Raw genomic sequence first — 22,667 nt, 5'->3', positions numbered from 1 at the left:
TTCTGCCGCGAAAGCCCACGACGCACTCGGGCAGCCATCACAGCGAGCGCCCCGACCCCCGAGGCGCCCACGAGAGGAATCTTCAGCCTTGACGATCAACGAGAGCACACCATCACACGGACGCGGCACGCGGGGCAACGGCAACGCAGGCAAATCCCCTAGAAGCAATGGCGGCTCTCGGACTCTGGCAGATCGTTTCGCCGCGGGTGAGCCCTACGCTCTGGCATTCGGTGGTCAGGGTGCACCGTGGCTCAGCTCCCTCGAGGAACTGGCCCGCGATTCCGCACTCGAGCCCGAACTCACCGATCTCGTCAACGAGGCTGCAGCCGTACTCGCGCCCGTTTCCGACGAGCTGCTGGTCGTCCGCTCCGTCGGATTCGACCCCATCGGCTGGATGCTCGAGCAGGATCTCGCCGACGACGACACCGTCGGCTCGTACGGACCGTCCGAGGCTGCACTGACCTCGGCCGCAGTCTCGCTTCCCGGAGTGTTCCTGACCCAGGTCGCAGCCTTGCGTGCGCTGAAGCTGCAGGGACTCGATCCCTCCCAGACCCCTCCCGTCAAGGTGGTCGGACACTCGCAGGGGCTCATCGCTGCCGAGTCCGTCGCCGCAGACGGCGCGCAGGATGCGAACTTCCTCGCGATCGCGCAGCTCGTAGGTGCTGCAGCGGGTCTCGTCGGCCGCCGCCGCGGCATCATCGGAGCCGGTGACCGTGCACCGATGGTGTCGGTCGCCAACGTCGAGCCCGAACGCCTGCAGGCCATCATCGCCGAACTCGCTATTCCCGGAGCGCCGGAGCGATCCGCTGCACTCGCCATCCGCAACGGTCGCCGTCGCGTCGTACTCTCGGGACCGCCGGCCCAGCTGGCCCGCGTTCAGGAGAAGTGCGAGCAGATCGCTGCCGAGGAAGAGCGTGAGCGCGACGCCAAGAAGCGTGGCGGAGCCGTGTTCGCTCCGGTCTTCGAGCAGCTTCCGGTCGAGATCGGCTTCCATCACCCCGCCTTGGCAGACGCTGTCGAACTCGTCAGCGCCTGGGCGCAGCGCTGTGGACTCGACGTCGAGCTCGCTCGCGACCTCGCCCAGAAAATTCTCGTGGACTCCGTGGACTGGGTCGACGCCATCGACGGCGTTGTCGACGCCGGTGCCGATTGGATCCTCGATCTCGGTCCGGGCGACCTGCTCACCCGCATGACCACTCCGGCACTGCGTGGACAGGGCGTCGGCATCATCGCCGCGTCCTCACGCGGGGGCCACCGCAATCTGCTCACTCCGGGAGCTGCACCCGAGGTGCAGCCCGCATGGTCTGCCTTTGCGCCCAAGCCGGTCACATTGCCCGACGGCCGCGTTGTGGTCGAGACCTCCTTCACCAAGATGACCGGCCGTTCGCCGATCCTGCTCGCCGGCATGACGCCGACGACGGTCGACGCGAAGATCGTTGCCGCAGCGGCCAACGCAGGCCACTGGGCGGAGCTCGCCGGTGGCGGCCAGGTCACCGAGGACATCTTCACCGATCGCGTCGCCGAGCTCTCCACTCTCTTGGAGCCCGGCCGTGCCATCCAGTTCAACTCGCTGTTCCTCGATCCCTACCTGTGGAAGCTGCAGCTCGGTGGTCGCCGCATCGTGCAGCGCGCTCGCGCAGCAGGTGCAGCCATCGACGGCGTCGTCGTCACGGCAGGAATCCCCGAGCTCGACGAGGCAGTTGCTCTCATCGAAGAGCTGTCCGAGGCGGGCATCAGTTACGTCTCGTTCAAGCCCGGCACCGTCGCGCAGATTCGTGCCGTCATCCGCATCGCCAACGAGGTGCCGTCCTACCAGGTCAACGTCCACATCGAAGGTGGCCGCGCAGGCGGGCACCACTCGTGGGAGGACCTCGACGACCTGCTGTTGACCACCTACGCAGAACTGCGGTCGCGGCCGAACCTCGTCATCTGTGTCGGCGGCGGCATCGGAACCCCCGAGCGCGCAGCGGAATACCTCACCGGCACCTGGTCGGCCGTCTACGGCTACCCCAAGATGCCGCTCGACGGAATCCTCGTCGGCACGGCTGCCATGGCAACCCTCGAAGCCACCACGGCACCCGAGGTCAAGCAGCTTCTCGTCGATACACCGGGAACCCCCGACTGGGTCGGTGCCGGAACCGCCAACGGCGGAATGGCTTCGGGCCGTAGCCAGCTCGGTGCCGACATCCACGAAATCGACAACGCGGCATCGCGTTGCGGCCGACTGCTCGACGAGGTCGCCGGCAACGCCGACGCCGTCGCCGAGCGCCGCGACGAGATCATCGCCGCACTCGACGGCACCGCAAAGCCGTTCTTCGGTGACGTCGCCGAGATGACCTACCAGCAGTGGCTTGCTCGCTACCTGGACCTGGCCATCGGTACCGACTCGCGCAGCGACTTCGATTGCGGCGGTGAGTTCACCGATGCCGTGACCGAGGCACGTGAATCGGTATGGCTCGACATCACCTGGCGCACCCGCTTCCTGGAGATGCTGCAGCGCGCCGAGGCCCGTCTGCACCCGGTCGATCGCGGACCCATCCCCACCCTGTACGCCGACGCCGAGGTTCTCGAGCGCCCGCGCGCAGCACTGAAGTCGCTGCTCGCTCAGTTCCCCGACGCCGCCGACGTGGTGCTGCACCCGGCCGACATCACCTTCTTCACCTCGCTGTGCCGGATGCCCGGCAAGCCGGTCAACTTCGTCCCCGTCGTCGACGGTGACGTGCGCCGCTGGTGGCGCAGTGACTCGCTGTGGCAGGCACACGACGCTCGCTACTCCGCCGATCAGGTCTGCATCATCCCCGGAACCGTTGCCGTCGCCGGCATCACCCGCGTCGACGAGCCGGTCGGCGAACTGCTGAACCGATTCGAGAAGGCCACTGCGGACCAGCTTCTCGCCGAGGGTGTCGAGCCGGCGGCCATCGCCAGCCGCCGCCACGCCGAGATCGCGCCCGGACTGCTGGGCATCGTGCTGGCAGCTCCCGACGTCACCTGGGCTTCGCGGATGACGCAGAACCCCGTTGCACGCCTCGGTGATCCAGCCGAGTGGACCGTCGATTCCGATTCGGTCGCCTCGCATCCGCAGACCGGGTCCTCGCTGACCGTGCTCGATGCCGAGCATGTGGAGCTGCTGGTTCCTCTCGCTCCCGGCAAGGAAGTACGCATCCGTCTGACGGTGCCCGCCTCCACGATCGACGGCGGCGCTCCCGTCGTCACCGCGCAGGATGCCCAGCAGGCCATGTCGGCACTGCTCGGAGTTGCTGCCGGTCAGGAGCTTCCGGCCGTCAAGGGCGGCGTCGCGCGGCTGAACATCGCGTGGATCCCCGATCTGATCGCCGACCACGCCGGCGTCACCGGATCCGGACTGCCCGACACACTGACCGTCAGCGGCAAGGCTGTTCCCGACGTCCTCGTCGGTGCCTGCTGGCCCGCCGTCTTCGCCGTCCTCGGTGCCACCCGCAACGCCGATGGCATCGACGTCATCGAAGGCATGCTCGACCTGGTGCACCTCGATCACAGCGTCAACCTGGTCGGTGAATTGCCTACTGATACCTCCATTCTCGTGGTCAAGGCCGCAGCCGGAGAGGTGCTCGACACCGACCTCGGTCGCGTCGTCGAGGTCACCGTCGAGATCGGTGCAATGCTCGGTGAGGGTCTCGATGCCCCTTCCGTCGCAACCCTGGTGGAGCGCTTCGCAATTCGTGGACGCACCGGCAAGGGCGAGCTGTCCGATCCGGCTCGCGCAGGCGGATCCCTCAGCGCCGACGCCAAGGACACCCCGCGTCGTCGACGCCGTCAGGCCACCATCGTGGCCCCGCGCAACATGGCCGCGTTCGCACAGGTCTCGGGTGACCACAATCCGATTCACACCTCGGATGCCGCCGCACTGCTCGCCGGTCTCGGCAGCCCGATCGTGCACGGCATGTGGCTCTCCGCAGCTGCACAGCAGACGGTCACCGCAGTCGATCACGCGGACACCAAGACTCCGCCGCGTCGTCTCACCGCATGGACTGCACGCTTCCTCGGCATGGTTCGTCCCGGAGCCGAGATCGACGTTCGCGTCGACCGCACCGGGTTCGATCAGGGTGCAGAGCTCGTCGAGGTGTCCTGCCGTGTCGCAGGCGAACTCGTCATGGTCGCCACTGCTCGCACCGCTGCGCCGAAGACCGTCTACGCATTCCCCGGCCAGGGCATTCAGCGCCCGGGTATGGGATTGGACGCACGGGCTCGGTCGAAGGCCGCTCGTGAGGTGTGGGAGCGTGCCGACAAGCACACCCGCAGCGCACTCGGATTCTCGATTCTCGCTGTGGTGCGCGACAACCCGACCACTCTCAAGGCGCGCGGCGTCACGCACAAGCACCCCGACGGTGTGCTGCACCTGACCCAGTTCACCCAGGTTGCGATGGCCGTTCTCGGCGTCGCACAGGTTGCCGAACTGCGTGAATCCGGTGCGTTCGTGGAGAACTCCATCCTCGCCGGCCACTCGGTGGGTGAGTACAACGCTCTCGCCGCCGTCGCCGGTGTGCTTCCGCTCGAAGCCGTCCTCGAGGTCGTCTTCCAGCGTGGCTCGGCCATGCACGCACTCGTTCCCCGTGACGAGAACGGCCGTAGTGACTACCGCATGGCAGCCATTCGCCCGTCTCAGATCGGCCTGGCCGACGAGGACGTGCAGGGCTTCGTCGCCGGTGTTGCAGCAGAATCCGGTGAGTTCCTCGAAATCGTCAACCTCAACCTGCGCGGTTCGCAGTACGCCATTGCAGGAACGGTCGCCGGCCTCGGCGAGCTGGAGAAGAAGATCGCGATTCGCCGGGCAGAATTCGGTGGCAAGGCCGCGTACATCATGGTTCCGGGCATCGACGTGCCGTTCCACTCGACCGTGCTGCGCGGGGGAGTCGACGACTTCCGCAACCGCCTGCAGACCCTGCTGCCCGAGCAGCTGGATCCGGCGATCCTGGTGGGGCGCTACATCCCGAACCTGGTGCCCAAGCCGTTCTCGCTCGACCGCGAGTTCGTCCAGGAGATCGCCGATCTGGTGCCGTCCGAGCCGCTGAACACCGTTCTCGCGGACTTCGATTCGTGGGCCGCACGGCCGAGCGATTTGTGCCGCGTGATTCTGACCGAGCTGCTGGCATGGCAGTTCGCCAGCCCTGTTCGATGGATCGAGACGCAGGACCTGTTGTTCGCGGACGAGTCCGACGGCGGCATGGGCGTCGAGCGCTTCGTCGAGATCGGTCTCGGTGCAACGCCGACCGTGGCCAACCTCGCGTCGCAGACCCTCAAGCTGCCCGGCCGCTTCGGTCACCCGGTCGAGGTGCTCAACCTCGAACGTGAAGCCGCGATCGTCTACGGCACCGACACCGACCCGGCTCCGGCCGACGAGGACGAGGCAACTCGCGCGCCCGAGACCGCTGCTCCTGCAGCCGCGGCTGCTCCGGCTGCAGCACCCGCTCCGGCCGCTGCACCGTCGGGCGGACCTCGGCCCGACGACATCGCGTTCGTAGCCGCCGATGCGACCAAGATCCTGATCGGCCTGTGGACCAAACTGCAGCTCGACCAGATCGGGCCCGCCGACACCATCGAGGCACTGTGCGACGGCGTGTCCTCACGTCGTAACCAGCTGCTCGTCGACCTCGGCTCCGAGCTCTCGCTCGGTGCCATCGACGGCGCAGCCGATGCCGACATGGGCGCGCTCTCGGGCACGGTGAACAAGCTGGCTCGTACCTACAAGCCCTTCGGCCCGGTACTCAGCGATTCGATCAACGATCACCTCCGCAAGGTCTTCGGCCCGTCGGGTCGACGCCCGGCCTCGATCGCCGATCGCGTCAAGAAGACCTGGGAACTGGGCGACGGCTGGGCGCACCACGTCACCGCCGAGGTCGCACTCGGCACCCGTGACGGTGCCTCGGTCCGCGGCGGCGCACTCGGCGGCTTGGCCGACGGCGCTCTCGCCGACGGCAATGCTGTCGACAACGTCATCGATGCGGCAGTAGCTGCGGTGGCCGCACGTCGCGGCGTCGCAGTGTCGATGCCGCAAGCAGGCGGTGGAGCCGGCGGAACCGTCGACGCTGCTGCTCTGGGTGAGTTCACCGAGCACATCACCGGCCGCGACGGCGTTCTCGCCTCCGCAGCCCGGTTGGTGCTCGAACAGCTCGGACTGGCGGATGCTCCCAACGCGCTGCTGGCCGAGGATCCGGATGCCGCTCTGGTCGAGCTGGTCTCGGCCGAACTCGGATCGGACTGGCCTCGCCTGGTCGCTCCCGCGTTCGACGCCAAGCGCGCCGTGCTGATCGACGACCGGTGGGCAACTGCCCGTGAGGATCTGGCCCGGTTGTGGCTCGGTACCGCAGGCGATGTCGCCGTCGAGTCCTTTGCCGGCGCAGGCAATGCCGTTGCAGCTCAAGCGCAGTGGTGGAAGGCCAAGGCCGACTACGAGAACAAGACAGTGCTCGCCGAGACCTTCGGACGCATCGCGGCCATCGCGGTCGCATCCGAGGACAAGGGTCAGTGGGCCGACGAGGTCGCGGTCGTCACCGGTGGCAGCAAGGGATCCATCGCAGCAGCGGTGACCGCCAAGCTGCTGGCCGGGGGAGCGACGGTCTTCGTCACCACTTCCAGGCTCGACGACGAGCGCCTGGGCTTCTACCGCTCGCTCTACCGCGACAACGCTCGCAACGGAGCGTCGCTGTGGGTGGTTCCGGCCAACATCGCGTCGTACACCGACGTCGATGCCCTCATCGAGTGGATCGGCAGCGACTTCATCGACACTGCCGGTGGCGCAAAGACTCTGGTCAAGGCCGCAACCACACCGACGATGCTGTTCCCGTTCGCCGCACCCCGGGTCATGGGCGAGATGTCCGACGCCGGAGCTCGCGCCGAGATGGAAATGCGCGTGCTGCTCTGGTCGGTCGAGCGTCTGATCACCGGGCTGTCGAAGGTCGGCTACGACACCGACATCGACACCCACCTGCACGTGGTGCTTCCGGGATCGCCGAACCGCGGAATGTTCGGCGGCGACGGTGCCTACGGCGAGTCGAAGGCTGCACTCGATGCTGTTGTCGCCAAATGGGGCTCGGAGAAGAACTGGGCCGAGCGGGTGTCCATCGCCCACGCCCACATCGGGTGGGTGCGCGGCACCGGCCTGATGGGTGGCAACGATCCCATCGTCGAGGCTGTCGAAGCCGAAGGCGTTCGCACCTGGTCGACCGAGGAGATGGCGACCGAGCTGCTCGAACTGTGCACACCTGCCGCTCGCCGTCAGTCCGCTCAGGAGCCCATCGTCGCCGATCTCACGGGCGGCTTGGCCAACACCAAGCTCAACCTCGTCGAGCTCGCTCGGGACGCAGCTGCGGCCGCGGCCGAGAAGATCGAAGAGGCAGTGGACAACTCGGTGATCGCGGCACTGCCCGCACCGCCGCGGCTGTCGACGTCGACCACGGCTCCGGCATGGCCGACACTGGATGTCGATCCGAAGGACCTGATCGTCATCGTCGGTGCAGGTGAGCTCGGACCGTACGGTTCGGCGCGTACCCGCTTCGAGATGGAGGTCGACGAGCAGCTCTCTGCCGCAGGCGTTCTCGAACTCGCATGGAACACCGGCCTGATCGCCTGGGAGAACGATCCCAAGCCGGGTTGGTACGACATCGAGTCCGGTGACCTGGTGCCCGAGGAGGACATCGCCGACAAGTACCACGACATCGTGGTCGAGAAGTGCGGTATCCGCACCTACGGCGACGACGGCGCGATGGTCGGCAACACCGCTCCGCTGATGACCTCGATCTTCCTCGACAACGACCTCACGTTCGTGGTCGGAACCGAGATCGATGCCCGGTCGTTCGCAGCAGCGGATCCCGAGCACACGCTGATCACACCGGTTCCCGATTCGAGCGACTGGCAGGTCACCCGCAAGGCGGGCACCGAGATTCGCGTTCCGCGCAAGATGAAGCTCACCCGCACCGTGGGTGGACAGATTCCGACCGGATTCGATCCCACCAAGTGGGGCATCTCGCCAGACATGGCGAGCTCGGTGGACCGTGTTGCCCTGTGGAACATCGTCACCACGGTCGACGCGTTCATCTCCTCGGGCTTCAACCCGTCGGAACTGATGCGCTGGGTGCACCCGACGCTGGTGGCCAACACTCAGGGCACCGGCATGGGCGGCATGGAGTCCATGCGCTCGCTGTACATCGACACCCTGCTCGGTGATGCTCGTGCGAACGACATCCTGCAGGAGGCTCTGCCGAACGTCGTTGCTGCGCACGTGGTCCAGTCGTACATCGGTAGCTACGGCGCGATGGTTCACCCCGTCGCCGCCTGCGCCACCGCTGCCGTTTCCGTCGAGGAAGGCGTCGACAAGATCAAACTGGGCAAGGCTCAGCTGGTCGTCGCCGGCGGATTCGACGACCTGAGCACCGAAGGCATCATCGGCTTCGGCGACATGTCGGCCACCGCGGACTCGGCAGCGATGTCCGCCAAGGGAATCAGCGATCGACGCTTCTCCCGGGCCAACGACCGTAGGCGCGGTGGATTCGTCGAATCGCACGGCGGCGGAACGATTCTGCTCGCCCGCGGCGATCTGGCACTCGAGATGGGTCTGCCGGTACTCGGAGTGGTGGCCTACGCACAGTCGTACGGCGACGGAGTGCACACCTCCATCCCGGCTCCGGGACTCGGCGCGCTCAGTGCCGGTCGCGGAGGCAAGGATTCGGCACTTGCGCTCTCGCTCAACGCACTCGGCGTCAGCGCAGACGACGTGGCCGTGATCTCCAAGCACGACACGTCCACCGCAGCCAACGATCCCAACGAGGCAGAACTGCACACCCGCCTCGCCAAGGCCATCGGCCGCTCGGACGGCGCTCCGCTGTTCGTCGTCTCGCAGAAGAGCCTCACCGGTCACTCGAAGGGTGGAGCGGCTGCCTGGCAGCTGATCGGCCTGTGCCAGGTGCTGGCCAACGGCGTCATTCCGCCGAACCGCAGCCTCGACTGCGTCGACGACAAGATGACCGGCTTCGAGCATCTGGTGTGGGCACGGGAGCCGCTGCGCTTCGGTGACTCGGTTCCGCTCAAGGCGGGTCTGCTCACCTCGCTCGGGTTCGGGCACGTGTCCGGGCTCATCGCTCTGGTGCACCCGCAGGCGTTCATCGAAGCCGTTCCGACGGATCGGCGCGCAGAGTACGTAGCCAAGGCGAACGAGCGTCGCATCGCCGGTCAGCGCAGGCTGATCTCCGCGATGGTGGGAGGCGACTCCCTGTACGAGCGGCCCGACGATCGACGGCTGGGACATGACGGGACGCCGGCCAAGGCGTCGCGCGAACTGGAGGCAAACGTGTTGCTCAACGAGTCCGCTCGCCTCGGCGAGGACGATGTCTACTCCTCCGGTCTGCCGGGTGCCATCTGATGGCGATTCTGGGAGTGGGTTTCGACCTGGTGACGGTGTCCGACTTCGCCGAGCAGATGGAGAAGGTCGGCACGACGATGATTCGCGACAGCTTCACAGCGGGTGAGCGTCGACATGCCGCGACGAAGAGTTCCGATCCGACCCGCCATTACGCAGCACGGTGGGCGGCCAAGGAAGCAGTGCTGAAGGCTTGGGCGACATCACGATTCGCGCGTCCTCCGCAGATCGGCGACAACCCGTACCCGTTGATCGAGGTCGTCAACGATGCATGGGGTCGTCCGTCCATCAAGCTGCACGGCATCGCGCAGGAGTTCCTGCCGACGGTCAAGATTCACCTGTCGTTGACGCACGACGGCGATATCGCTGCCGCGGTGGCGATCCTGGAGGAGTGACTCCGCGCTGAACGACGAAAGGCCCGTCCGATCCACGAGATCGGGCGGGCCTTTTTCGTGTGGTCTCAGGCGTCGCTGTCGATGGACGATCCGCCGGAGCGCCTGCTCTCTTTCTCGGCGACGAGCAGATACGCCATCATGATGCGCTTGAGTTCGGCCACGGCGTCCTCGTGGCTCTGGCCGTCCTGCACCGAGAAATTCAGCATCGAGTAGACGATGTGCACCAGTACTTGTGCCATGAGGTTGCGACGGTGACGCGGTGTGCGCGGTGTCAAGGGGCCGAGCATGCGCGAGACCTGATCGGCGAATTCTCGCTCGTGGATGACTCCGGTCGCACGTGTCGAGGGCGTCGACTGCATGGCGAGCCACACCTCACGCCGTGACGGGTCGGTCATCCACATGCCCGCCATGTGGTCGACGAAGTTGTTGAGGAACCGTACCCAGTCCAGCGAGGGGACTTCGCCGTCGAATTCGGCGAGCTCCTGCTGTACTCCGACGAGGTCCTGGCGATTGAGCTCGCAGACGATGACGTACTTGTTGGCGAAGAACTGGTACAGCGTGCCGATCGGCAGTTCGGCGCGCGAGGCGACTTCCTCGCAGGTGAACGACTCGAATCCCACGTCGCTGAGCAACTCGCGGGAGGCCTGCAGCAGGGCGTCGAATTTGCGTTGACTGCGTTCCTGGGTGGGTCGGCGGCGCGGCATCAGTTCCTGCGTCTGTGCCGTCGACTCGAGCGCGGCGTCGAGACGGCGCGAGGACTGAGCACGAGCAGAGGATTCCACCCGGTCAGGCTATCCGGCGTACGTGCCCGGTAGCCACACCTGGTCCGTTACCTGCGGGTCGTCAGCCGAGACTCTCGAACGAACATGGCATAGAAGACAACGGCCGGTTCTAATTCCTGTGACAAACTCCAAGACTGATCTGGACCAATTTAACCGTCAACAGGTATGGTTCAGGTAACAGAATCAATTTCCGTGCAGGGTGATCGTCGTCTGGATCCGCTGGATGACGTTCATGGTCGGGTGCCTCCACCCTGAGCACAGGGAGACTGCCATGGCAACCATTGGTATAGCGATCGAATCTGGCTCGATGCAGACAATTCTTGTCGAGCCGACCTCAGGCGAGGTACTCGCCGATCGGACGACGCCACTGCACCCCGACGCGGCCACCGTACTGACCGAAGCGATCGAGATCATGCGTGCCGAGGCTGCGACCCTCGATACCGACGTCGACGCAGTAGGCGTCGTGTATCGATCCGAGGCCGAACGCGCCGAATTCAGCGGTGCTCTCGGCGACGAACCAGTGACGTTGTGTTCGGCGTCCGAGTCGTTCCTGACCTGGCTGGCCCAATCGAAAGATCTCGCCGCTGCGAAGACGGTGCTCCTGTACTACATGGGTGAGGCAGGCGTCTCCATCTCTCTTGCGGACGCAGCAGAGGCATCGTTCACTCCTACAAGAACCGCAGAGCTGGATTCGATGTCGCCCGAACGCATCGGCAGCACCATCCCGCTGGCGTGGGACGTAGTGGATCATTCCGGCAAGAAGCCCGAGTTCGTCGCCCTGTTCGGCGACTCGTCGAGCAATCGCGACCTCATCGACATCCTGGCTCTCGGACTCGGTGTTCCCGTGGTGCGAGTGGGAGATGCCGATCAGATCGCCGCACGAGGAGCTGCGCTACTGGCGCTCGCGGACGGGCCCGCCCCAGTGGACGAGGCAGTGGACGAGGCAGCTGCGTCGCCGGCCGTCGCGCCGGTGGAGCCGTTGTCCGCAAAATCGGAGCCGGAGCAGGCTGACGAACCCGAACAGGCTGACGCTCCGGACACTGTCGCGTCGCCACTTTTCGCGACCGCTGTCTCTGCCCCCGCCGTGCCGACGGTTGCCGACTCGAAGCCATCCCGCGCCAGCTCCGGTCGCAAGCTCGTGTTCGCAGCCGTGCTGCTGGCGGGCGTGCTGTCGGCAGGTGTTGCGGTTGCTGCGACATTGCCGGGTGACTCGGAGTCCACCGCGGAGCAGAGCGTCGAGCAGCGTGACGCCGGTGCCGACCTGGTCGGGGCAACCCGCAATGTGGACCCGATGACGACGACCGACCCGGCTGCCCTGGTCGCCCAGGCCCCAGCCCCCGCACCGACACTCGAGACGATTCCCCAGACCGTGGATCCGGCAACAGTTGCCACACCGACACCGACAACGGACGCGTGGGCCTCGCAGGATGCGCCGCAGGCTGTGGTGGCTCCACAGCCTGCTCCGACGAAGGTCGACCCCCCGCAGTTCACCGTTCCGGCCGTTGTGCCGGAGCCGGGAAAGTCGCAGGAGCAGCTCGAGCAGGAAGCATGGGATCGACACTGGCAGCAGACCGGTGAGTGGATTCATCAGGAGTTGGCCGGGGGCTGACAGCGGGCGCTCCGCGTTACGAGTGATGACAGACTGGCGAGAGCCCGTCTGTCATTTTCTCGTTTGGAGGACCCATGCCTGCCGACGCACCACCCGTGGACGTTCGATCTCACATCGAAGCAGCGATGCCCCGAGCGAAAGCGGAGTTGGCAGAGCTGGTTCGGTTCACATCGGTACACGATCCCCGGCAGTTTCCGGTCGAGGAATGCATCGGTGCGGCGCACTGGGTGCGACAGGCTTTCTTGGATGCGGGTGTTCCGGACGTCCAGCTGATCGAGACGGTCGACGGCTCACTGGCCGTTCTCGGCTCGCGTCCGGCACCCGCGGGTGCGCCGACCGTTCTGCTCTACTCGCACTACGACGTTCAGCCTCCGGGAGAGCAGAATCTATGGGACAGTGCGCCTTTCGAGCTGACCGAGCGAGACGGTCGGTGGTACGGGCGAGGATCGGCCGATTGCAAGGGCAACGTGATCATGCACCTGTTGGCGCTGCGGGCGCTGGGGGAGTCGATCGGCGTCGGTGTTCGGATCGTCTGTGAGGGTTCGGAAGAGACGGGCACGGGCGGGCTCGAAGCGCTCGTGGAGCAGCGACCGGAATTGTTCGCCGCCGACGTGGTCGTCATCGGCGACACCGGGAACGCGAAGGTGGGATCGCCGACGGTGACGACTACTCTTCGCGGTATCGCCAACGTGGTGCTGCACGTGGAAACACTTGCAGGAGAGGTTCATTCCGGCATGTACGGCGGTCCGGCTCCCGATGCGCTCGCCGCGCTGGTGCAGGTGCTCTCCACCCTGCGCAACGAGCAAGGCGACACCGTGGTCGATGGTCTCGACGGAGTGCAGACATGGGACGGAGTCGCGTACGAGACGGAGCAGTTCCGCTCCGATGCCGGGGTGCTCGACGGCGTCGGGCTGGCGGGCTCGGGCACTGTGGCCGACGCAGTGTGGGCGCGCCCCGCCTTGACCATTCTGGGGATCGACTGCCCGCCCGTCGTGGGGTCTGCAGCGGCGATCTCACCGCGTGCGTCCGCGCGGCTCAATCTGCGCGTGCCGCCGGGAATGGATCCCAAAACGGCTCAGGATGCTCTGGTGGCTCATCTTCAGGCGCGAACGCCGTGGAATGCGCGCGTCACCGTCGAGCGTGAGGCAGTCGGATCGCCCTTTCGGGCCAGGACCGACGGACCGGGCTACGCGGCGCTGTCCGAGGCGCTGGAGGAGGCATTCGGGCATCCCATGGGGACTGCCGGTCAGGGCGGGTCGATTCCGCTGTGCAATGCGTTGGCTCAGGTGCTGCCGGACGCCGAGATCGTGCTGATGGGCGTCGAGGAACCTCGGTGCCGGATCCACGCTCCCAACGAGAGCGTGGACCCGACGGAGATCGAGAAGATGGCCGTCGCCGAGGCGTTGTTTCTGCAGCGGCTGGCCGGGTCAGACAGCTAGGTCGCGGCGGAGCTTGGCGACGTGGCCGGTGGCGCGCACGTTGTACTGCGCCACCTCGATCTTGCCGGCCTCGTCTACGAGGAACGTGGAGCGGATGACGCCCTCGTAGACCTTGCCGTAGTTCTTCTTCTCCCCGAATGCGCCCCACGCCTGCAGCGTCGTCTTCTCCTCGTCGGAGAGCAGCGGGAACGTCAGCTCTTCCTTGTCGCGGAACTTCGCGAGCTTGGCGGGCTTGTCGGGGGAGATGCCGACGACTTCGAGACCTTCACCGTTGAGCTCGGCGAGACTGTCGCGGAAGTCGCAGGCCTGCTTGGTGCAGCCCGGGGTGCTCGCGGCGGGGTAGAAGTACACGATCACCTTCTTGCCTGCAAAGTCGGCGAGAGAGACGTCGTTGCCGTCGGCATCGGGCAGGGTGAACGCCGGAGCGGTGTCGCCCGGCTCGAGCTTGCTGTATTCGGTCACCGCACGAGACTATCGAAATATCGGCGTGCTCTAGGCTCGACTGCGACCGAGACTATTTGCAACAAGTTGGAGGACACGTGGCCAAGGACACCGACCGAATCGAGCGCGAGATCGAGGCCGCTCGCAATCAGCTCGCCAGCACCCTGGACGAGCTGAGCGTCCGTGCCAGCCCCAAGAACATCGTCGCCAACACCAAGCAGTCCGTGGTGGCCAAGTTCAACGAGCCGGCAGTGAAGTTCACCCTCCTCGGAGTGGGCGCAGTGGTGGCAGTTCTCGTGGTTCGCAGGATCTTCAACTGACGCGACAGGCGCTCCGACCAGCCGATTTCACATCTGGCGGCATCTGCTGTTAATGTTTCTCCCGCACCGCAGAGAACACGCGGTGCGGATCGGCGCCATTAGCTCAGTTGGTTAGAGCAGCTGACTCTTAATCAGCGGGTCCGGGGTTCGAATCCCTGATGGCGCACACCAAAACACCCCGTCACCAGCGTAAAGCTGGAGGCGGGGTGTTTTGCTTTTGCGGGGTTTTGCACCAACTCATCACTTACTCATCACTTTAAGGGCAAAGTGATGAGTTGCTCGCTCCGTTGCTGCTAGGAGCTCCGCACGACCCCATGGAGGTCGTCTTCGCGCCTGCGGTCCGTTTATGGTCTCGAAAGTTCAAGGACAGATCGGTTCCAGGTTGCGGCGAGCGCGATCGGTCCCGCCTGCCGAGATCCGGCCAGAATTGCCGATGATGGGGCCAAGGCCAACTGTCCACGCGACCGGCTCAGCCGGACCTTGATGCCTGGGAGGCCTAAGTCTTGGGCGCAAACTTGTTCAGCGCGTCGTTCATGTCTGGGGCCAAGGTCACTCGCTGGATGTAGTGCGCCTCGGTGACCTTGTGTAGGCATGTCCCAGCTCAACCTGAGCTGCTTCAAGACCATAAGTCCTTTTTCAATTTGTGCTTTCATGCCGAATCGTCGAGGCCCAAGAAGAGGGTGCTGGGTCCGTCGCGCGGGAGCTCGATCAGGCTCGACTTGTCGTCAGCCAGTGCTCGTATGCCGAGACCGGTAACCGGACCAGGATCCACCCGACGATACGAGGTGGGGGATCGGTCGCACATACTTTTTTGACGGCTGAGCGGGTGCGTCTGTATCCAGACCGCCGAGTGCCGGGCTTACCCGAAATCGTCCGAGATGGGCGAAATGACCCCAAAACTGCAAGGCGGAGCAAGCTTCGGGGTCGTCTCGCGTGAAGCCGCGGCGTAGTGGTTGTCTACCACCATCTAGTCAGAACTCCGTTACCGAACCTCCGAGTTAGTCCGCGCTCGACCTGCCAATGGGTTCTGCGAAAGAGCACCGAACTGATCCGGGTTCAACCAGCTCGTCGAACCCGGATCGGACCTCGGACAGCGCGGGGCTGTTGTCACGCACCGCGATCCACTCATCCCAGTCACCTATTTCAAGTAGTTCGATGAACTCGAAGCCGACACCGCCGCCTTCCGCATCTCCCAATACTCTGAACGCTCGAAAGCGCAAGACTTCTTCCTGGTCGCCCAAGGTGGGTTGATCGATCTCCGCAGAGAACTTGACGAAGTCCTCGGGTGACTTTCCTTCGCGCAGGCGAAACGTGTTTACGGCCAAAGCTCTTCTTCCTGCATTTGCCATAGAATTAACTTCCTTCAACGTATTGATCTTCTCGGGCGAATGGTGCGTGTTTGGGATCTTCAGTGCGACCAAAATGAAACAATAGAACAACCCTAACGCTGCCGTGAAATGCGATCGCTTTTATGTCTCTAATCCAGTCGTGAACTCTATTCGAGCAGCGAGGGGTAGATGCGCTTATACGCTTACATGCCAGAGATCTGTTCCTGGTCTTGTGACCCTCGCTTGTAAATGTGCAAACGTGTCCCCAGCCGGCAAATTTGAGCAAGCGGAACTGCGTACCTAGTGGAATCAAGACGCCCTATCAGTCAAGGAGGCAGTTTTGGCACGGCTTCCACAGATTGATTTCGTGCTCGCTCGGCAAACCTGTATCCCGATCTCATCGGATTCGTACATTACACCGGCCGATGCTGCTCACCATCGGTAATTTTACGTATTGAATCTCCATCAACATTCGCTGAAATATCGCATCGCGCACCGCGCGGTAGCGTAATGCTTGTGTCGAGCCTGCTCCGTAGCCCCCTGCCACGGACGGCCCCAAGCTAAATTTCGCGAGCCTGGAACTTCATCAACAGGTGCCGGTCAGCAGATCGAGTGAGGCCGCCAATGAGGTCTGGACCGTCGTGGCCGAATGCAGCGCCGGCATCGCCGGACCTCGGTTCCGGGTACTACCGCGCTGGTATCGACGCGCCGTGCCGCGCGCACGGCCCTGGATGCCGTCCCGGGCAGGGTCGACGACGTCGAGGACATTATCGGCGCGCGGCTGCTGCGCACGCTCGACTGCCCGGTGGCGTGACGGGACCATGATCGATCTGCGCGCAGTTACCGACAACGGCGCATCCGTCAGAAAACCTCGACGATGTACCTGACATTGGACTGGCCCATCGGCTCGCGCGGTGCACGACTACCTCGTCGTCCTCAATTCCTGCGAGGACGACGGTGTTCGTTCGTTTCAATGAGCGCTGAAACTTGGTCGGTAGAGGAAACTCGCGCTTCGCGTGTGCGGTTCTGCGTGATGGGGATCAAAAATGCCGCGCCGATTGCGACGGCCATGGGGACGAGCAGTGCTCCACGCAGGCTGAACGCATCCCCGAGAAAGCCGAGTGCGGGAGGTCCGACGAGAAATGCGATGTACCCGAGCGTGGATGCAAAAGAAACGCGTGCAGCAGAATTCGTATCGGAGTCGCCGGCAAGTGAGATTGCGAGTGGAAACCCCAAGGAGGCGCCCAGGCCCCAAAGGACTACCGCCGCGCCGGCCGCAACCTGATTTTCCAGAACCGATACGAGCGCCAATCCGAGTGCTGCGAATATCGCACTCGCGGTAAGGACCTTCAGTCGCCCCAGAATGCCGACTATGAACCCGCCACAGAAACGACCGATGGCCATCGACAACGCGAAGGTGGCGTACACCATAGACCCCAGAGATTGGTCGAATCCGTGCTCGTCCACCATGATGAGCGGAAGCCAGTCGTTAGCAGTACCTTCCGCGAGGGCTAACGCCAGTACGACGAACCCGATACCCAGAAGACGCGTGTCCCTCCACAACGGTGCGGCTTCGATGGATGATGGTTCGTTAGTCGGGACTCGTGAAAGACCAGTCCCAGCCGGAATGGCTCTGAGATTTGAGAGCAACGCCAGCAAGCCCACTGACGAGACAATCGACAGGTGTAGCGCCACCGAGAAGTCGACCGAGGTGAACGCAACCCCCGCTGCCGCTCCAATCACTGTGCCGAGGCTGAACATTCCGTGCATTGCCATCAGGAATGGCCGGCCGGTGCGTGCCTCGATTTCCGCGCCTTCGATGTTCATGGCAACTTCACTGGCACCCATGCCCAAGCCGAATACAGCCAGTCCGCCCATGACCAGCGGCAAGACCGAAAGCGCCGAACCGAGGCCGATTACGAGCATGCTCAGTACTACGAAGGCTACGCCGGTGCCGATTACCGGTTTGGTCCCGAACCGAGATACCAACGGCCCGGAGGCGAGGATTCCAACCATCGCGCCGAGTGACAACCCGAACAACACCAGTCCCATCTGACTGGTACTGGCGCCGAGACCGTCCCGAATGGCGGGCGTTCGTGTGACCCACGAAGAAATGCTGACGCCCGGGATGAGAAATACGACGCACAGAGCCGTTTTGTGCCTAGCTATGGACATCGACACAAGCCTCTCGAATTGTTGCCACATCTGTACATCTGTACACCTTCTTGAACGTGTACTAATGTACACGGCAGAAACGACTACCTGGAACTCGAATGGAAGTGTTACCGGTCATGGTTGAGCAGCAGCGGGCCATAGACCGCCGCGAGTTGATAATCAGCGCTGCGTTGCGTGTGATCGTCGATCGCGGCGTCCACGCAACTACGCACCGAGCGATAGCCGAACAGGCCGGCGTACCGCTCGGATCGCTCACTTACTACTTCGATGGTCTGACGCAGTTGATCGAACAGGCCTTCGTGTCGCTTTACGAGTTGGTGTCGGCCGGGCCGCGGCGAGCCCTGACCGACGCGAGCAACCTGGAGGAGGCTATCGACGCGGTCACGGACATAATCTGCGGCGGCCACAGGCCGTCCGCCGACCAGGAACGTGCGCTTCTCGAGCTTTACTCGTATGCCAATCACAATCTCGCGGCCGCTGAGGTGTGCACGAGGTGGCTGGCAACCACACGGGAGCTGTTGGCTGCGCACTTCTGTGAACAAGTCTCCGAGGCTCTGGACGCACTCATCGAAGGATGGAGCATTCATCAGCATTTCAGAGCGGAGCCCGCTCGACGGGACGCCGTGCGGGCTGTGATTGCTGCGATCACGGCTGCCCACCATCCTGATCACGGTGACTGCACTGGATGCAGAACGTAATGCGTAGATTGATCGATCACGATGACAACAGACAACTCAGCGCAGGGCATCCGCTGTAGCGTGCTGCGGTGAGGTCTCCGCCCCACAGCGTCGTGGCTCCGTTCGGTCGTGTCCGATCGAAGTAGCGCCCAGGGTCCTGCTTCGAGACGCCTGAGAGCGGTATCGATCTTTGAATGCGTTGAGCGGCAGAAGTTTCCGAACGTAGAGACTGTCGACCACGTGTCGAGTTCCCATCATGGCAAGTGCTTCTCCGTCCGTGCTCGCCGATAGTATGGGGGGATGCTCGATCTACACCGTCTGATGCTCCTCCGCGAAGTGAAGCTGCGGGGCAGTATGACGGCGGCGGCTCGAGAACTGTCGTACAGCCACTCGGCAATATCTCAACAGCTGGCGCAGTTGGAGCGCGAGACCGGTGTAGTGCTGCTCGAGCGGGTGGGCCGCAATGTTCAGCTCACCACCGCGGGCGAGGAGCTGGTCCGCAATACCCACGCGATCATGGCTGCGGTGGAGCGGGCGGAATCCGATCTGGCCACCTCGCACCGGCACCCGCGCGGCGTGCTGCGAGTGGCCGCATTTGCCACCATCAGTCGCAACGTGCTGCCAACGGCAATGGTCGAGCTGGCACAGACTCACCCCGGCATCGAGATCCGGCTCCGACTGGCCGCCCCGGAAGCGGCAGCGGTACTGCTCACATCCCGGCAGGTCGACGCGGTACTCACCGATACGTATCCGGGTGTCGAGCAACTCTCTTCGGGCGGTCTGCACGTCACCACACTCGGCACCGACCCCGTGCGCGGATACCTGCCGGACCCGTCATCCGACGGGGATATCGAGAGGGTTCGTGATGTCCGCTGGACGATGGAACCGTCCTCGGCTGCCTCGGCACAGTGGGCCGTGCGCGTGTGTCGCGAACGAGGGTTCGAGCCGCTGATTGCCCACGAGTCCACGGACCTGCTGTTTCACGTCCGCATGGTCGAGCGTGGCCTCGCTGCAGCATTCCTGCCCGACATGGCCGTCCGTGAATTCAGCAGCGGCCTCGTTCCCAGCAACTGGCTGCCGACCGACCAGCATCGCAGCATGCATCTGGTCGTGCGCGAGGGTTCCGAGGGCCACCCGGCCACCGTCGCGTTTCGGGTGGCCGTCATGAACGCATTGCGGGTCTTCGGGCACTGACTGCTGCGTCGTCGTCGCCAGCAGGACATGTAACGATAACTGACAATAAATGGTCAGAACTTGTCGCTTTTTCTCACAGTCGATGGGCTTTAGCGTGGGTGCTACATCAGTCTTCGACGTGGCACCGGAACGTACGACGGCCACGTCGACCATTTGCAAGGAGGGGCCCATGACGCTCACCGACAACATTGCCACGGACGATTCGGCACGGTCGATCATCGACGGACCAGCGCTCTGGCCTGCGCAGGCACACACCCCATCGGTGCTCGGACGTCAGCTCGTTATCGATCGCGGCGTCGGATCGTACGTCTTCACCACCGACGGCCAGAAGCTTTTCGACGGGACCGCCGGCCTCTGGCACGCTAACATCGGCCACGCCCACCCCGAGTTGGCCCAGGTCGCGTTCGATCAGATGCGCAGGCTGGAGACGTACCACATCTTTGCCCGATTCACCAACGACAAAGCTCTGGCTCTCGGCGAGCGGCTGGCCGCTCTATCGCCCATCCAACGGTCGAAGGTCATTCTCAACTCTGGTGGTGCAGACTCCATCGACGTGGCATGCAAGTTGGCTCGTCGGCACTGGCAGCGCGAAGGTAGAGCCACCAAGAAGATGATCCTGTCTCGCGAGTTCGCCTACCACGGCTTGCACGCCTTCGGCACCAGCATCGCGGGCCTTCAGTTCAACCGCGACGGTTACGGTACCGAGTCCCTGGTGCCCGACACCGCCCGCTTCCCGCTGCACGACGCCGACGCCATCGTGGCGATGGTCGCCGAGATCGGGGCCGACAACATCGCTGCTATCGTCACCGAACCTGTGCAAGGCACCGGTGGGGTGAACCCGCCCACCCCCGGATACCTGGAAGCAGTCGAGAAGATTTGTCGCGACAACGACATCCTGCTCATTCTCGACGAGGTGATCACCGGTTTCGGTCGCACCGGAACGATGTTTGCCGCTGAAAGGTACGGTGTCACACCGGATTTGTTGACCTTTGCGAAAGGCGTCACGTCCGGCTACGCGCCACTCGGCGGAGTGCTGGTCAGTCCACACATCTGGGAACCGTTCTATGTCGATTCCCCGGATACCCCGATCTTCCGCCACGGCGCCACCTACGCCGGACACGCCACCGCATCGGCGGTCGCCCTCGCGAACCTCGACATCCTCGAACGGGACGGGCTCGTCGAGCGCGTCACGGAGCTCGAGGTCGTACTTCGAAACGCACTGGATGGCCTGAACGCGCGGCAGGGCGAAGTCATCGATGTTCGCGTAGGCGGCTTACTCGGTGGCATCACTCTGTCCGAGAACCTTTCCGCCGAATCGATCGCCGACGACCTGATCGACCTCGGCTACATCTCGCGTCCACTGCGCGGCAACTCACTGCAGATCAGTCCGCCCTTCATCGTCAGTGACGACGAACTGAAGGGCTATATCGACGCCATCGAAACCGCCATCACGGATCGGGTGAACCGTTGACCTCCGCCACCGTCGACACCCGTACTCTTGTCCCCGCCGCGACGGACCGAATCACGTACGCGGACAACGTCATCGACTCGATTGGCTTGCCGACCAGTGGCACGTCGGTGAACGATCCCGCTACAGGCGAGCACATCGGGTACGTCCCTGAAATCGACGTCACGGGTGCTCTCGAAGCGGTCGGCGTCGCCGACGATGCCGGACGCGCGTGGGCGCGAACAACTCCGCGGGAACGCGCCAACGTTTTGCACGCCTGGTACGACACCCTCGTCGCCCACGCCGAGGAAATCGCCCACCTCATCACCCGCGAGATGGGCAAACCCCTGTCCGAGGCTCGTGGTGAGGTCAAGTACGGCAGCGACTTCGTGCGCTGGTACGCCGAGCAGGCTGTCCGTCCGGGTGGCGATTTCCGCGAGGCACCAGACGGCGGTGCCAACATTTTGGTGCGCCGCGGCCCGGTCGGTCTTGCCGTACTGATCACCCCGTGGAACTTCCCGCTCGCAATGGCGACCCGCAAGATCGCGCCGGCACTTGCTGCTGGTTGCCCGGTTGTCATCAAGCCTGCCAACCTCACCCCTCTCACCACTCTGTACGTCGTCGAGTTGGCTCGCCAGGCCGGTGTTCCCGAGGGCCTGATTCAGGTCATCACCACAGAGAAGCCTGCTGACTTCAGCATTGCGGTGCTGCGTGACCAACGTGTGCGGAAGGTCTCGTTCACCGGCTCGACCGGCGTCGGCCGACAGCTGATGGCCATTGCCTCCGATGGGGTGCTACGGAGCTCAATGGAGCTCGGTGGCAACGCCCCGGCACTGGTGTTCGACGACGCCGACCTCGAGCGCGCAGTCGACGGCGTGTTCGCCGCCAAGCTACGCAACGGTGGCCAGTCGTGCATCGCCGCCAACCGCATCTATGTGCAAAGCGGGATCGCCGATGACTTCGTGGACGCATTGACCGAGCGTCTTGCCGCACTCGAGGTCGGCCACGGACTCGGCGACAGCACCACCCTCGGCCCACTGATCGACCATCGCGCCGCCACGAAAATGGCCGAGCTGACCCGAGATGCCATCAGCAAGGGTGCGCAATTGCGCACCGGCGGGGGCGTATTCGACGCCCCGGGCAGCTTCTTTGCGCCGACCCTGCTGGACCACGTTCCTGCGTCAGCCGACATGGCGCGCTCGGAAATCTTCGGGCCGATCGCCGCAGTGCAGCGATTCGACACCGAAGACGAGGCTATCGCCCGCGCCAATGACACGGAGTTCGGCCTTGCCGGCTACGTGTTCACCGAGAACCTGGACCGAGCGTTGAACGTCGCCGACCGTCTCGAAACAGGCCTGGTCGGAATCAATCAAGGCGTTCCGTCGAATGCCGCAGCTCCCTTCGGCGGCATCAAACAGTCCGGTCTCGGTCGTGAGGGCAGTGCCGAAGGGCTCGAGGAGTACCAGAACGTG

At 64.3% G+C, this 22,667-nt stretch carries 14 protein-coding genes and 1 tRNA gene; 10 read left to right on the top strand and 5 right to left on the bottom strand.

Going from position 1 to position 22,667, the window contains the following annotated elements; translation table 11 throughout:
- The first annotated feature begins 88 nt into the window (after positions 1–88).
- The gene (locus O4220_RS27180; RefSeq protein ID WP_269608657.1) at positions 89–9,391 is read left to right on the top strand and encodes a type I polyketide synthase; all 9,303 of its coding nucleotides are present in this window, start codon (positions 89–91) and stop codon (positions 9,389–9,391) included.
- A complete protein-coding gene (locus tag O4220_RS27175) occupies positions 9,391–9,783 on the top strand; it encodes a holo-ACP synthase (RefSeq protein WP_032375969.1) in 393 nt (130 codons plus the stop codon). Before O4220_RS27180 ends, O4220_RS27175 begins: the two co-directional genes overlap by 1 nt.
- A 65-nt stretch (positions 9,784–9,848) precedes the next feature.
- Here O4220_RS27175 and O4220_RS27170 read toward each other — a convergent pair whose 3' ends face one another.
- The gene (locus O4220_RS27170; protein ID WP_420030475.1) at positions 9,849–10,487 is read right to left on the bottom strand and encodes a TetR/AcrR family transcriptional regulator; all 639 of its coding nucleotides are present in this window, start codon (positions 10,485–10,487) and stop codon (positions 9,849–9,851) included.
- Positions 10,488–10,836: 349 nt separating this feature from the next.
- On the opposite strand from O4220_RS27170, the gene O4220_RS27165 reads away from it, so the two are divergent.
- On the top strand, positions 10,837–12,174 hold the full coding sequence (locus O4220_RS27165) for a hypothetical protein (protein ID WP_269608655.1): 1,338 nt from the start codon (positions 10,837–10,839) through the stop codon (positions 12,172–12,174).
- A 74-nt stretch (positions 12,175–12,248) separates the two neighbouring features.
- The gene (locus O4220_RS27160; RefSeq protein ID WP_269608654.1) at positions 12,249–13,613 is read left to right on the top strand and encodes a dipeptidase; all 1,365 of its coding nucleotides are present in this window, start codon (positions 12,249–12,251) and stop codon (positions 13,611–13,613) included.
- Here O4220_RS27160 and bcp read toward each other — a convergent pair.
- Entirely contained in the window at positions 13,602–14,075 is a 474-nt protein-coding gene (bcp, locus tag O4220_RS27155; RefSeq protein ID WP_269608653.1) for a thioredoxin-dependent thiol peroxidase, read from the bottom strand. The two genes, O4220_RS27160 and bcp, sit on opposite strands and share 12 nt — an antisense overlap.
- 77 nt (positions 14,076–14,152) lie before the next feature.
- Here bcp and O4220_RS27150 point away from each other — a divergent pair, with 77 nt between their 5' ends.
- Both O4220_RS27150 and O4220_RS27145 read left to right on the top strand, forming a co-directional pair.
- Complete coding sequence (locus O4220_RS27150) at positions 14,153–14,374, top strand: DUF3618 domain-containing protein (RefSeq protein ID WP_269608652.1); 222 nt, start codon at positions 14,153–14,155, stop codon at positions 14,372–14,374.
- Positions 14,375–14,466: 92 nt separating this feature from the next.
- A tRNA-Lys gene (locus tag O4220_RS27145) sits at positions 14,467–14,540 on the top strand.
- A gap of 832 nt (positions 14,541–15,372) precedes the next feature.
- Here the strand turns inward: O4220_RS27145 and O4220_RS27140 are convergent.
- The 3 genes from O4220_RS27140 to O4220_RS27130 form a co-directional block, all read right to left on the bottom strand.
- Positions 15,373–15,795, bottom strand: a complete 423-nt coding sequence (locus tag O4220_RS27140; protein WP_269608651.1) for a hypothetical protein — start codon at positions 15,793–15,795, stop codon at positions 15,373–15,375.
- A gap of 493 nt (positions 15,796–16,288) precedes the next feature.
- Positions 16,289–16,552 (bottom strand): hypothetical protein, encoded by a 264-nt coding sequence (locus O4220_RS27135; protein WP_269608650.1) that lies wholly within the window; start codon positions 16,550–16,552, stop codon positions 16,289–16,291.
- An 86-nt stretch (positions 16,553–16,638) separates the two neighbouring features.
- Positions 16,639–17,877, bottom strand: a complete 1,239-nt coding sequence (locus O4220_RS27130; protein ID WP_269608649.1) for an MFS transporter — start codon at positions 17,875–17,877, stop codon at positions 16,639–16,641.
- A gap of 116 nt (positions 17,878–17,993) precedes the next feature.
- Here O4220_RS27130 and O4220_RS27125 point away from each other — a divergent pair, with 116 nt between their 5' ends.
- From O4220_RS27125 to O4220_RS27110, 4 genes are all read left to right on the top strand, one after another.
- Positions 17,994–18,575, top strand: coding sequence for a TetR/AcrR family transcriptional regulator (locus tag O4220_RS27125; protein WP_167735622.1), 582 nt, complete (start codon positions 17,994–17,996; stop codon positions 18,573–18,575).
- 279 nt (positions 18,576–18,854) lie between these two features.
- On the top strand, positions 18,855–19,748 hold the full coding sequence (locus O4220_RS27120) for a LysR family transcriptional regulator (protein ID WP_269608648.1): 894 nt from the start codon (positions 18,855–18,857) through the stop codon (positions 19,746–19,748).
- Between the two features lie 169 nt (positions 19,749–19,917).
- Complete coding sequence (locus O4220_RS27115) at positions 19,918–21,219, top strand: aspartate aminotransferase family protein (RefSeq protein WP_135048069.1); 1,302 nt, start codon at positions 19,918–19,920, stop codon at positions 21,217–21,219.
- On the top strand, positions 21,216–22,667 hold a 1,452-nt coding region (locus O4220_RS27110; protein WP_269608646.1), incomplete at its 3' end, for an NAD-dependent succinate-semialdehyde dehydrogenase. The genes O4220_RS27115 and O4220_RS27110, both read left to right, overlap by 4 nt.

This window comes from Rhodococcus ruber, from assembly GCF_027270735.1.
Taxonomy (GTDB): Bacteria; Actinomycetota; Actinomycetes; order Mycobacteriales; family Mycobacteriaceae; genus Rhodococcoides; species Rhodococcoides rubrum_A.
The sequence above is the reverse complement of the archived record's forward strand: the minus strand, read 5'-3'. Positions and strand labels throughout refer to the sequence as shown.